This is a genomic window from Arthrobacter sp. Bi26, from assembly GCF_918697925.1.
GTDB lineage: Bacteria > Actinomycetota > Actinomycetes > Actinomycetales > Micrococcaceae > Arthrobacter.
This window is the reverse complement of record NZ_CAKKMF010000116.1, coordinates 1-12,039: the sequence shown is the minus strand read 5'-3', so window position 1 is coordinate 12,039 and position 12,039 is coordinate 1. Positions and strand designations below refer to the sequence as shown.

Below are 12,039 nucleotides of genomic sequence, written 5' to 3'. Positions count from 1 at the left end.
CTGCCACCACCACGACGGTGGCGATGACCACCACGCCTTGGACGGCGGGGGCGTCGTGGGTGCTGACGGAGGTCTGGACGGCCTGGCCCAGGCCCGGCATGGCGAACAGCTGCTCCGCGATGACGGAACCGCCGAACAGTCCGATGAACTGCAGTGCGATGCCGGCAACGATGGGGAGGCTGGCGTAGCGCAGGGCGTGGATGTAGAGGATCTTCCAGGTGGGGGTGGCTGTGGCGCGGAGCGTGCGGATGTGTTCCTGCTGCAGCGCCTCGAGCATGGAGGCCCGGGTCTGGCGGGCAATGAACGCCGCGCCGCCTACGGCCAGCGTGATCACGGGCAAGGCCAGGGACAGGCCCCAGTCCTGCGGCGAGACCTCGAAGGGGACGTAACCGGTGGCGGGAAAGACCGAGGACTGGACGGCGAACAGGTACACGAAGATGATGCCGATCCAGAAGGCAGGCAGCGCCACGGCCAGGCCGCAGATCCCGCCGACGATGCGGTCTGTGATGCCGCCGCGGACCGCCGCCGTCACGCCCAGGCCAATGCCGAGGACTGCGCTCAGCACTGTGGCGCCGGCGGCCAGCGACGCGGTCACGGGCAGCCTGTTGGCCAGGTCCGCCGAGACGGATCGGCCGTCGATGAGGGACGTGCCCAGATTGCCTTGGACTGCGTCTGCGAACCAGCGGGAGAACTGGGCGAGGAGCGGGTCGTTCCAGCCGAGCCGCCGATTGACCTCGTCAATGGCCTCCTGGGAGGCGCCGGCACCGAGCGACACAGCGCCGGGGCTGCCGGGCATCGCGTGCACCAGCATGAATGCCAGTACCGCGACGACCAGCACGGTGGCCAGCGCCATCAGCAGACGCTTGGTGATGAATAGTGCCATGGTGACCTCCATCGGTCAGGACCTGCCGGACGGCTGCCCCCCTTGCAAAGGCGGGGTGGCCATGCGGCAGGGTTCAGTGGTCAGCTAGCGGGTGCGTAGGACGAGAGCAGCGGGTACGCGTTCGAACCCGCGAATTTCACCTGCTGGACCTTCTTGGTGTTGTAGCCCTGGTTGGTGAGTGACTCGTAGAGCGGGATCATCCAGCCGGATTCCACCAAGCGGGTGTTGAGCTTGGTGAGGGCGGTCTTCTTGGCGGCGTCGTCCTTCGCGGCTGCGGCCTCGCCCGTGGCGGCCGTCAACTGCTCATCGGAAGCCTTCTGCACATTGGTGAACCCGTTCAGGACCACGCCGTACATCAGGCCCACCGGGTTGTCCCAGCCGAGCGCGGCGTAGCCGAGGGGTGTGGTTGCGACGGCCGCGAAGGCTTCATCGGTGGAGGAAGCCATCTTGATGTTCATTTTGATTCCGACGGCGGCCAGATCCTTCTGGACGGCCTGCAGGTCCGTCTGGGTTTCGGCGCTGCCAACAATGGTGAACTCGAAGCCGTTACCGTAGCCGGCCTCGGCCAGCAGGCTCTTGGACTTCTCCGGGTCGTAGGCAAATGTGGATTCCAGTTCCGCCGTGAACCCGGCGGAGTCTTTGGGCAGGGCGTTCCAGGCGGGAATGTCACCCTTGTGCAGTGCCTCTACCAGGGCCTTGCGGTTGATGGCGTACTGGAACGCCTGGCGGACCTTCTCGCTGGCAAAGGCGGGGGCGGTCTTCCCGGTCTTGTCGAAGGAAACCATGGTGTGCAGGGTTCCACCGATCTGGGACACGCCGAGGCCCTTGGACTTTGCGAAGTCCACCGTGGGTGAGGTGAGCATGGCGACGTCGGCCTGGCCGGAGACGAGAGCGTTGGCGCGCGCCTGGGGATCCTGGATGACGCTGAAGGTGATCTTGTTGTAGGCGTAGTCTGCGGCGTCGGCGTTCTTGGCGTTCTTCACCATGACGTACTTGTTGCCCTTAACCGTGGAGGGGTCGAGCGTGTAGGGGCCGGAGCCGTCCGGGGTTGCGGCGAGGCTGGCCGTGTCGGCAACACCGGTCTTGCCGACAACCATGCCCATGGTGGAGGCGAGGTTCTTTTCGAACCCTGGCTGCGGCTTGGCGAACTTGATGGCCACCTGCGTGGGACTGACAACACTCACCGACGTGATTTCCTGGGCTCCGCCCTGGGCGATTGCGGAGTAGGCGCTGAGTGCAGGGTCGCTGCGGCGGTCCAGGTTAGCCTTCACCAGTGCCGCATCCAGGGTAGCGCCGTCCGTGAAGGTGACGCCTTCCTTGAGGGTCAGCGTAAGGACCGTATTGTCCGCGCTGTAGCTGAACTCCTTGGCCAAGCCCGGTCCAACAGAACCGTCCGGCTGCAGGGTCATGAGGTTTTCGTAGAGGCCTTCAAAAAACTGCCGCTGCGCGTCGGCGACGCGCAGCGGATCGAAGCCGAAGGAAGCGCTGTCGCTGTCGACGGCGATGGTCAGTGTGTCTTTGTTGGCGGCGGTTGCCGCCTGGGACCCGCCGCCACAGGCGGTGAGCGAGCTCATGAGAAGCGCCCCGGCCAGAACGGCCGCGCTCCGTCGTGCGGTGGAGTTCAGAAGTTTCATGTAGTGCGCCTTCGCATTCTTTCTCAGCAAACGGGGGTCAACATCCGGGGAGCCTGGCGGCCTGTATGCCGATCGTCCATGACCAGCTTCCGGGCCGTTGCGCCGGAGCCCCTCTCGTCAGATGGGTCTCGGTGACCGGCTCACTCAAGGATCACGGCGACGCCTCAAACGGAAACACGAGAATGTCATTGATTGAAAAAGTATTGTGGTGGGGGTCACTCCGGACGGGTCCCGGGTGGACGCGCAATGTCCGCGTCAACAGCGATGAGCCTTTCAACCAATGAAAACGGCCACCCCGCCCCTGACATTGACCACGGAGGATGGACAGTCAGCCCACGCACAGTCGCTTGGCGCTCAGATCGAAAGGAACCAGATGACCGATTCTTTTGCCTTCCCGCACGATTTCCTGTGGGGCGTCGCCACGGCAGCCCACCAGGTCGAGGGAAACAACGTCAACAGTGACTGCTGGTTCCTTGAGAGGCTCCCCGGAACGATCTTCGCCGAACCGTCCGGAGACGCCGTCGACCACTACCACCGATACCGCGAGGACATCGCCCTGATCGCCGGCCTGGGGTTCACCAGCTACCGCTTCTCGCTGGAGTGGGCACGCATCGAGCCCGAAGAGGGCTGTTTCTCAGTGGCGGAACTCAATCATTACCGCCGCGTGCTCGAGACCTGCCATGAACACGGGCTCACCCCGGTAGTCACTTTCCATCACTTCACTTCACCCAGATGGCTCCTGGCGGCCGGCGGCTGGGAGGACCCGCAGACCCCCGAACGGTTCGCCCGCTACTGCGACCGGGCCATGCGGCACCTCGGCGACCTCATCGGCGTCGCCTGCACACTCAACGAGCCGAACCTCCCCTGGCTGCTCAAGGAGCTCGGTCTCGGCGGCGAGGCCCCCGAACGCAGGGCAGAGGTGCCGCTGTGGGCGGCCGCAGCAGACCGGCTCGGGATCGACGCGAGCCGGGTGGCGCCCTTCCAATTCACGGTCTCCGAGGCCGGCTTCGACATCAAGCTCGCTGCACACCGCGAGGGCCGGGTCGCCATCAAAGCGATCCGGCCGGAGCTCCCGGTCGGGTGGACCCTGGCCAACACCGACATCCAGGCAGCCGAAGGCGGCCAGGACCGGGCGGACAGGATCCGTCGCGAGGTCAACGAACGCTTCCTCGTGGCGTCCCGCGACGACGACTTCGTGGGGATCCAGACGTACGGCCGGACGGTGTTCGGCCCGGACGGAGTGGCGCCGGTCCCCGAAGGTGCCGAGACGAACCAGATGGGCGAGGAAATTTACCCTGAGGCCCTCGAAGCGACCATCCGGGAGGCAGCCAGGATCGCCTGCATCCCTGTCATCATCACGGAGAACGGCCTGGCCACCGACGACGACGCCCAGCGGCTGGCGTACCTCCGCACGGCGGTAGCCGGCGTGGCGTCCTGCCTGGCCGACGGCATCGACGTCCGCGGCTACATCGCCTGGACAGCCTTCGACAACTTCGAGTGGATCTTTGGCTACGGTCCGAAGTTCGGCCTCATCGCGGTGGACCGGGCCACGCAGGAACGGACCCCAAAGGCGAGTGCCAAGTTCCTCGGCAGCCTTGCCGGGACGAGGGTGACTGAGTCCGTTTGAACCGGCGCCGGCCAGTTGACGCCCCACCCAAGAGTGCCGCAGCCATGGGGCATTGGCTAGGAGTTTCATTGGGCGAAACACTATTGTGGTGGGGGTCACTGGCGACGAACTAGGAACGGTTGAAATGACAGCAGTCCCGCAAAGGAATCCGGACAGCGCCGGGCCCACACCCCCCGCACCTGCACGCGGCAAGCGGCCAAAGCAGGGCGAACCCGTCATCGACCGTGCCTTGAGCCTTCTGGCTGTGTTCACGGACCGGCGTCGCGCCCTGACGCTCTCCGAAATGGCCAGGTACGCGGACATGCCAGCGCCGACGGCGCTCCGGCTGATCGCCCGGCTGGTGGCCTGGGGTGCGCTGGAAAGGCTCGACGACGGTCGATACGTCGTCGGAGTACGGCTGTGGGAAGTCGCGTCACTGTCGCCTCGGGGCCATGGCGTGAGGGAAATCGCGCTGCCCTATCTTGAGGACCTTTTCGAAGTAACACGCCATCACGTCCTCCTGGCTGTGCTCGACAAGGACGAGGCCGTGCTGATTGAACGGCTGTCGTCCAAGCAGGCTACCGAGGTGGCGTACCGGGTGGGCGGCCGGGCACCGCTCCGGTCCACCGCCGTCGGCCTGGTGTTGCTGGCCGGTGCGGACACGGCATTCCAGGAAGCCGTCATCAAGCAACCCGCTGATGAGGAGGCCGGCGTGGACGCCATGCCGGAGGGGCAACTCAGACGCACGCTGTCCGACGTGCGCCGCACTGGCGTCGCCATGATCAGAAGGTCAGCGCCCTCCCGGACCGTCTCCGTGGCCTCCCCCATTTTCGATGCCCAGGGCGCCGTCGCCGCAGCACTTTCCATCGTGGTTCCCGACGGCGCGACTCCCCCGAACGTACTGGCGCCGGCAGTCCAGGCCACAGCCAGGGCGGTCTCCCGAAATCTCGGGTTCAACGCCGAGGCCAGCGCCGGAGTGCGGCACCAGGCGCAGGCGTAAGGCAAAAGCACTTGACGTGAACGGTGGCGGAGTCTAGGACTGGCTTTGTCCAGTCCCAACCACCAGCCTAGGAGTTGTTATGGAGACCACGCCCTACGGAATCGTGCACTTTTTCCGGGGAGGCACCAAGGAGCAGTACGAGGCGTCGCTTGCGGCGGTCCATCCAGGCGAGGGGCGCCTGCCGGAGGGTCAGATCTTCCATGCCGCCGGGTCTTCCGAGGGCGGTTGGACCATCATGGCCGTCCATGACTCGAAGGAGAGCTGGGAGAAATTCCGGGACACGATCCTCATGCCCCGGATGCAACAGGGAATTGAGGGCGGCTTCACCGCTCAGCCCGAAGAGACGGTCATCGACCTCTACAAGGTACTGCCCTGAAGCCGGGTAAGTCGCACCGACTTATTCCAATTTCTCGCCGATAAGCCGCTGAACGTCCGCGGCCTGTCGGCGGGAGACTCAGGAAGGTATCGGACGGACCACCAGGACAGGGCACGGCGAGTGGCCGGTCACCTGGGCGGAAACCGATCCGATGTGCAGGCCCGCGAAGCCGCCGTGGCCGCGCGAGCCGACCACCACCAGATTGGCTTCCCGTGCGGCGTCAAGAATTGCCGACGCCGCCGAGTCGCTGTGGACGGTCCGCGTCACCACCTTTAAACCCTCCGCAGCCCTCGCCGCCTCCGCGCCGAGGGCTGCGGCTTGCTGCTCCGGAGACGCTTCCGCCACGACTTCCCCCGCGGCGGTTTCCAGCAGCGCGGGGTACCACGACATCGGTGCCTTGCTCCAAACAGTCACTATTCGCAGCTCGGCATCGCGATACCGGGCCTCGTCGACGGCCCATTCGAGGGCGCCACGCGACTGCTTGGAGCCGTCAAACCCGACCACAATCACAAAAGGATCCGAACTTGTCATGATTCCAGACTTTCATCGCCGCCAATGGGGTGCCTAGAGGCCTCTGGCCCCAGAGGACAACCTTGCTGTTGATCTGGTCAAACTCAACAGCGCTGATGGTGCCGGCGTCCAGGATAGCCTTGGCTACCTGCCATCTCAGTAGCCTCCGCCAATGGCGGCACTTCCTGGACCCTACCGGGTCGCTAGCACTTGAGCTGGCTCCTGAGGTCGCTGGCCGCGGCCTGAAGCTTCACCGTCTCGTCCCGCAACGAGTTCGCGGCCTGCGTCAGGGTCGCGTCATCGGGAACAGCCTTCACAGCCGACTCAAGATTCTGCTGGCCCGTCTTCACCGCATCCGCCCGGTCCTTCGCCACGTCCTGGGACTGTTTGACCATTTCCTCGTAGGTCTTCGCCACCTGGTCCCGGGCCGTCTTGACCTGCTCCACCGTGGCAGTGGGCTTCAAGGTGTCCTTGAAATTCGTCAGGGCAGCAGCATAGGCGCTGGCGGCGGCGCAGGCCTGCGACACATTTTCCTGCGGGGTGGGCGCGCAACCGGTCAGCAGCGCAACTGCCGCCCCAAGCGCAACCGGCCCCACAAAAACGCGATGTGCTTTCAACATTGGAGAATCCTTCCGAAAGGGACCGTCCCCCGGGAACCCGGAGCCCGGCAGCCCGGCAACCACTGACGGTTACAACCAGTGTCGATCCCTCACCCAACCCTGACCTCACCCGGTCCGGGTGAACTTCCCGGCTCCGGCCCCTCCCGGCCGCAGGTTCAAACGATGCCGCGCTTGGCGGCCGTCTTTAGAGCATCGCGCCGGCTACCGGCCCCGAGTTTTCGGTAGATGGACCGTTCGTGAGTCTTGACCGTGTTGACCGAAATGTACAGCGCGTCGGCAATTTCGGCCGCGGTCATGATGGAGCGCATATAGGCCAGGACTTCGCGTTCGCGCTCGGTCAGGCTCCAGTAGGACTGTGTCCGAAGCCGTGCGTCACCCTGGCTATCACGTGCCATGAGGGCTGCGATGAAGGATTCGTGGGCGGTGCCCCAGACAGCGTGCTGCACGAGCAATTCTGCGAGCTCTTCTCTCCGCTCCGCAAAGGGGCGGAGGACGGATCCTGGCTCCGCCCGGTGGACCGCATGTTCAATCCGTTCATGCGCCGTGGCAGTATCTCCGGTTCCGTGCGCCACAAGCGCCTCGGTCAGACTCGCGCAGGTGTCGACATACGAGTTGCCGCGACGATGCATCAGCGACTCCGTGCAGCGCTGGGCGGCCTTGATCTCCCCTCCCCGACGCAGCAGCTCCGCCAGCAGCGTATCCACCAGTGCCCCATGCCCGCCAGCGCCCAGCGGTTGCGCGATCGCCAGCGCGCCGTCCAGGTCACCCTGGGCTTCAGCGACCTTCGCCACGGCAATCGTGTGCAGGGCGTTCCATGACACCCTGTACAGCCCGCGTGCGTGGAAGGACTCCAGGACCGAGCTGGATTCGGCAAGCCGGGCCGGATCGCCAGTGGCACAATCAGTCAGAACCCGATATACGACACTCAGCGGCCCGGACGGGAACAGGTCACTGCCCAATCTCTGGGCCTTCGCAAGGTACGTTTGCGCAGCTGTCAGGTTGTCATTCCAGTAGCACGCAATTCCGCGTGCCAGCCAGGCCGGAGCCAGCCGCTCCTGCGAATTCCAGCCCAGCGCATCGCCCCGCTCCACCGCCCGCGTGGCATGCTCTGAAGCGTGCACCAGATCACCGGCTCCGGCAAACGCCAACGCTAGATCCGCTTGGGCGCAGATCTCAATCCCTTCCAGCTGCTCCCCGGTTCCGGTCCCGGCCGCCGCCTGGAGCAGGGCAGCCGCGAGTTCGCCAGTACGGTGCAGCCGAAATTCCGCTTGGGCAAGCAAGAACAGTCCTGTCGAACAGGCGGCGGAGTGGCCGTCTTCAGAAATGTCCCTGCTCGGCCGGCCGGCTTCAGCCGCTGCGGCGTGGAGGTCCGTGCGGCCCATGCCAGTCGTCGGTTCGAAGTGGGCCCGGCAACCCTCAAGCCGCCGGCGGCGAAGCGCATCCAGGACGAAGGTCCGCGATAGCGCCCGCTCGGTGAGCTCGGACGCCGCGGTGCTGTCGCCGGCAAGTTCACGGCAGACGGATCTGATCATCAATATCTCGGGGTCCTCGCTCCACGGCGTGGGCAGGTCCCGGCACAGCCGTTCGAGGGTCTGGGCGTCGTTGCCGACCACGAAGTCGAGCCAGTGCGCTCCCAGCGACATCACGGCTTGGCGTGGAGCGCGCCCTGGCAGCGCCTGGGCTGCGCATTCGACGACGTCGGTGTCCTGGTAGTACCGCGCTGCCACGCGGTGAAGACGCTCGGCAAGGAGCGGATCGCGCCGCTCAAGGATTCGCCGGCACTGCGCCGCGAAGAGGGAATGCCAGCGGTACATCGATTCGCCGCCGCGGTAATCGTGCTCCTCGATGAAGAGGCCGTTGCGCAGGCATTCCTCAAGCAGCACGCCGCCGTGGGGCCGGCCATAGAGTTCGACGGCGAGCCGGCGGCCAAGCCAGTCGCAAGTAGTTGCCCGCAAGATGAACTCCGCCAGCGACGGCTCGAGCTGATCAAGGATCTCTTCCGCGACGTAGTCGGCGAGCGGTACATGCTTGGCCGCGGTGCCCGGCGTCGTGACCGGCACGTTACCGGACTGCGCCAGCGAGACGATGCCCGCATGCACCGCGACCGGCCAGCCGGCAGTCATTCTCCAGAGGGATCCGGCGTCAAAGGCTGCGCCTTGTCCCAGCGAAAACGCAAACTTGGCGACTTCCTCCTGCGTGAAGGCAAGCTCGGGGGCCCGCAGCTCACCAAGGCCCTCGCCATACCGGAACCTTTCCAGCTGGATGGGAGTATGGCCCCGTCCCGAGAGGACCAGCCGCAACGACGGGGGCGCCGACGCGGCAAGCACCCCCACTATCCCGTTCGCCAGCCCCGGCCCGGCCAAATGGACGTCGTCGATCACCAGGACAATCGGCTCCGTGAGCTCCTCGAGGGCACGGAGCAAAAGGTCGTAGGAGGCAGCCCGGTCGTGGGCGAGGCCTTGGTCAAGGGACAGCAGGGCATCGCTGCCCGGAAGGGGCAACGTGCTGGCCGCACGCTGGATTGCCCCGACAACCCCGTGAAAAAGACGTGCCGGTTCAGTATCGAACCGATCGAGCGACAGCCAGGCGCACGGCAGATCGCAGTTGCGGACCCAATCGCCCAGGAACGTGGACTTGCCGTAGCCGGCCGGCGCTGCGACGAGCGTCAGTCGGTGCGAATCGGCGGACGCGGACAATGCGTTTTCCAGGCGCGGACGTTCCAACGCTCCAAGGCCGCGCAAAGGTGGCCGGATCTTGAACTGAGGACCAGGCAGCCATCCGACATTCGACATTTCTCCCACGTAGCACATGCTAGGCGGGCGAAAATGGGCACCAACAGGGCGCAAAGACCCCTTGTGCATCATTGTGTGGCGCGACCAAAACGGCCGGCCCTGGCCCCGAAAGCGGCACGGCACGAATTTCCTGAGCGGCGGTATCATCAGTCATGCCTATGAAGCACGGCAGCCAGACGGACCCGATTTTCCTTCACGAGCTCGACAAGGCCAGCCGAAGGCGGGTCATTATTTTCGCGGTAGTACGTCTGGCTGCATTTTCGGCAGTTGTCTTCTTCGTCTACTTCGCTGTCCCCGTAGGGGGATTCAACGGGGACAATCCTGCGGCCGCCTGGATCCGCCTGGCGGCCGTCGTCTTGGTCTTTTTCGCCGCCTTGTCCGTTCAATTGCGGTTTATACTCGTGGCGCATATCCCCAAGGTCCGGGCGGCCGAGGCTGTCTTCGAATGCCTGTTGATGTTTCTGTGTCTGTTCGCGCTGCTGTACACGTCTATGTCAATCACCTACCCTTCGTCATTTACTGAACAGCTGAGTAAAACAGACGCCCTGTACTTCACGACTTCCACGTTTGCCACCGTGGGGTTTGGCGACATTGCTCCGGTAAGCCAACTGGCAAGGGCAGTCGTATCAGTCCAAATGATTGCTGACCTGGGCGCTCTCCTGCTCATCGCAAAAGTCGCCTTTTTCGCGGCAGGGCGGCGTCTGGGGCAGCAACCCTGAACCGGCCGTCCTCATCACCCGAAAGGGATGACATCGCGAGGACCGGCTGAAAATTGGCGCATATGAACGCGGATGTGAAGCAGCGGACTTAACCACACCTTGGACATGCCGGGTTCCGGTGTGCCCATCAAGACTTCTTCGTGTGCGCCGCCCACGCGGTGACGGACCTCGCAGGTCATTCCATGGGGTGACAGATCACCCTGTGCGGGTGGGGCTGGACCGGCCCGCCGAGTGAACAATGAAACTAGGCGTGACTGCCCAGCCGCAGGACATCGGGCCGGGTCGACGAGTTGCTACCTAGGCGGAATCCATGTCTCTTCAAGATCAGCCCACGAGCCCCGGCGGCCCGGAACAGGAAGAAATACTGCGGCTTCGGGCGGAGGTTGCCCGTCTCCAGCAGGAACGGGACGCTGCCCGGAAGGCCCACCCGAGGCCAGCCGGTGGACACCCGGGGCTGGCTCGCCGGATAGTAGCCATCGTGCTGGTGGTACTGACGGCCGTGCTGGCCTTCGCCGCTGTGCCTGCCATGTATTTGCGCAGTGAAGTCCTCGACACCGATCGCTATGTGGCAACTGTGGCGCCCTTGGCGTCGGACCCTGCGATCCAGGCCGAGATCGCGGACAAGGTCACACAACAGATCACCGACTCCGTGGACCTCGAGACCATCACCCGGGATGCGCTCAACGAACTCAGCAAAACGGCGCCGCGCGTGGCCGCGGTGATCACCGGGCTGGCGCCGGTGATTGCGGAGCAGACCAAGAACCTCATTCATTCCACCGTATCCAAATTCGTAGCCACACCGCAGTTCCAGGATCTTTGGATCCAGGTGAACCGGGTGGCGCACCAGGGCCTGGTGAACCTCGCCACCGGGAACACGGGCGGCGCCGTAAGTATCGACCAAAGCGGCACGGTGACAATCTCTACCAAGGAGATCATTGCCCGGGTCAAGACCGCCCTCGTCCAGCAGGGGGTCGGCATCGCAGCCAGGATCCCGGACGTTGACGCGCAGATCCCCCTGTTCCAGTCGCCAGAACTGGTCCGGGCCACCAACGCCATCAGAGCGCTGGACCAGACCGCCCCAATATTGGCGTGGCTGACGGTGATCAGCGCCGTGGGCGCCGTAGCCGTGGCCCCGCGCGGCCGGAAACGGAGCACCACCAGCGGCGTCGGATTGGCCGTCGCCATATCCATGGCGTTGCTGGCGCTGGGACTTGTGATCGGGCGCAGCATTCTCCTGAACTCAATTCCGCCGGACGCCGTCTCGCCGGCGGCGGCTCAAAGCCTGGTTGAGACACTCGTGGTACCTCTGCGCACGAGCCTGCGCCTGGTCTTCGCGGTAGGACTCATCATTGCTTTGGCCGCATTCCTGAGCGGCCACTCGCGTCCTGCGGAGTATGTCCGGCATGGTTTGGCGACTGCGGGCGACTACATCACCGGCAAGGTCGGCGGCGGCCAGGCCAAACCATGGCAACTCTGGTTGGCCCGCTATCGGCGGATACTCGAGGCCACCGTCATCGGAATCGCTGCGCTTGTGCTGATCTTTTGGCAAGACCCGACGGCGGCCGTCGCCATCTGGACAGCGATCCTTGCCGTACTGGCTATTCTCCTGGTCGAACTGCTGTGCCGCCCGGCTGTAGTCGCCGAACCGGCTCCAGGCACCGAACCGGCTCCCGGCGCCGAGCCGACTCCCGGCACCGGAGCAGGCGGCGAGCCCGGAGCCGAGCCAGAGGGCGAGTCCGTCACAGCGCCCCCCACCGCGCCCGTTCCTCCTCCAGCGTCCACCATGGCGGGTGCTCCAGACGACACGAATCCCACGATCCCTATCCCCCGAGAGCCCGGGGCCTGAGGAGCCGCGCCAGCCAGGCAGAGGGCAGCGCGAGTGCCCGGGCAGACTTCCGG

10 protein-coding genes are annotated in these 12,039 nt (G+C 65.1%); 5 read left to right on the top strand and 5 right to left on the bottom strand.

Going from position 1 to position 12,039, the window contains the following annotated elements; genetic code table 11:
* Window positions 1-883: ABC transporter permease (locus tag LQV16_RS21140; RefSeq protein WP_229995820.1), on the bottom strand; the 883-nt coding region annotated here is incomplete at its 3' end.
* A gap of 80 nt (window positions 884-963) precedes the next feature.
* Window positions 964-2,517 carry an ABC transporter substrate-binding protein gene (locus LQV16_RS21135; protein WP_229995819.1) on the bottom strand — a complete coding sequence of 518 codons (1,554 nt, stop codon included), beginning with the start codon at window positions 2,515-2,517 and terminating at the stop codon, window positions 964-966.
* Window positions 2,518-2,890: 373 nt separating this feature from the next.
* Between LQV16_RS21135 and LQV16_RS21130 the strand changes: the two genes are divergently transcribed.
* The 3 genes from LQV16_RS21130 to LQV16_RS21120 all read left to right on the top strand — a co-directional run bounded on the left by LQV16_RS21130 (window position 2,891) and on the right by LQV16_RS21120 (window position 5,499).
* On the top strand, window positions 2,891-4,144 hold the full coding sequence (locus LQV16_RS21130; protein ID WP_229995818.1) for a family 1 glycosylhydrolase: 1,254 nt from the start codon (window positions 2,891-2,893) through the stop codon (window positions 4,142-4,144).
* Between the two features lie 124 nt (window positions 4,145-4,268).
* A complete protein-coding gene (locus LQV16_RS21125) occupies window positions 4,269-5,123 on the top strand; it encodes an IclR family transcriptional regulator (RefSeq protein ID WP_229995817.1) in 855 nt (284 codons plus the stop codon).
* Between the two features lie 79 nt (window positions 5,124-5,202).
* On the top strand, window positions 5,203-5,499 hold the full coding sequence (locus LQV16_RS21120; RefSeq protein WP_229995816.1) for a hypothetical protein: 297 nt from the start codon (window positions 5,203-5,205) through the stop codon (window positions 5,497-5,499).
* 78 nt (window positions 5,500-5,577) lie between these two features.
* On the opposite strand, the gene LQV16_RS21115 is transcribed toward LQV16_RS21120, so the two are convergent.
* The 3 genes from LQV16_RS21115 to LQV16_RS21105 all read right to left on the bottom strand — a co-directional run bounded on the left by LQV16_RS21115 (window position 5,578) and on the right by LQV16_RS21105 (window position 9,325).
* Entirely contained in the window at window positions 5,578-6,030 is a 453-nt protein-coding gene (locus tag LQV16_RS21115; RefSeq protein WP_229995815.1) for a universal stress protein, read from the bottom strand.
* A 182-nt stretch (window positions 6,031-6,212) separates the two neighbouring features.
* Window positions 6,213-6,629, bottom strand: coding sequence for a hypothetical protein (locus LQV16_RS21110; protein WP_229995814.1), 417 nt, complete (start codon window positions 6,627-6,629; stop codon window positions 6,213-6,215).
* Window positions 6,630-6,784: 155 nt separating this feature from the next.
* On the bottom strand, window positions 6,785-9,325 hold the full coding sequence (locus tag LQV16_RS21105; RefSeq protein WP_229995813.1) for a LuxR C-terminal-related transcriptional regulator: 2,541 nt from the start codon (window positions 9,323-9,325) through the stop codon (window positions 6,785-6,787).
* A 254-nt stretch (window positions 9,326-9,579) separates the two neighbouring features.
* Here LQV16_RS21105 and LQV16_RS21100 point away from each other — a divergent pair, with 254 nt between their 5' ends.
* Complete coding sequence (locus LQV16_RS21100; protein WP_229995812.1) at window positions 9,580-10,140, top strand: potassium channel family protein; 561 nt, start codon at window positions 9,580-9,582, stop codon at window positions 10,138-10,140.
* A gap of 310 nt (window positions 10,141-10,450) precedes the next feature.
* Complete coding sequence (locus LQV16_RS21095; protein WP_229995811.1) at window positions 10,451-11,986, top strand: hypothetical protein; 1,536 nt, start codon at window positions 10,451-10,453, stop codon at window positions 11,984-11,986.
* Window positions 11,987-12,039: the final 53 nt, after the last annotated feature.

Bases quoted from the DNA above. Each gene is read 5' to 3' on its own strand.
- LQV16_RS21100 (WP_229995812.1), top strand. From the start codon at position 9,580: ATGAAGCACGGCAGCCAGACGGACCCGATTTTCCTTCACGAGCTCGAC.
- LQV16_RS21135 (WP_229995819.1), bottom strand. From the start codon at position 2,517: ATGAAACTTCTGAACTCCACCGCACGACGGAGCGCGGCCGTTCTGGCC.
- LQV16_RS21095 (WP_229995811.1), top strand. From the start codon at position 10,451: ATGTCTCTTCAAGATCAGCCCACGAGCCCCGGCGGCCCGGAACAGGAA.
- LQV16_RS21110 (WP_229995814.1), bottom strand. From the start codon at position 6,629: ATGTTGAAAGCACATCGCGTTTTTGTGGGGCCGGTTGCGCTTGGGGCG.
- LQV16_RS21125 (WP_229995817.1), top strand. From the start codon at position 4,269: ATGACAGCAGTCCCGCAAAGGAATCCGGACAGCGCCGGGCCCACACCC.
- LQV16_RS21120 (WP_229995816.1), top strand. From the start codon at position 5,203: ATGGAGACCACGCCCTACGGAATCGTGCACTTTTTCCGGGGAGGCACC.
- LQV16_RS21115 (WP_229995815.1), bottom strand. From the start codon at position 6,030: ATGACAAGTTCGGATCCTTTTGTGATTGTGGTCGGGTTTGACGGCTCC.
- LQV16_RS21130 (WP_229995818.1), top strand. From the start codon at position 2,891: ATGACCGATTCTTTTGCCTTCCCGCACGATTTCCTGTGGGGCGTCGCC.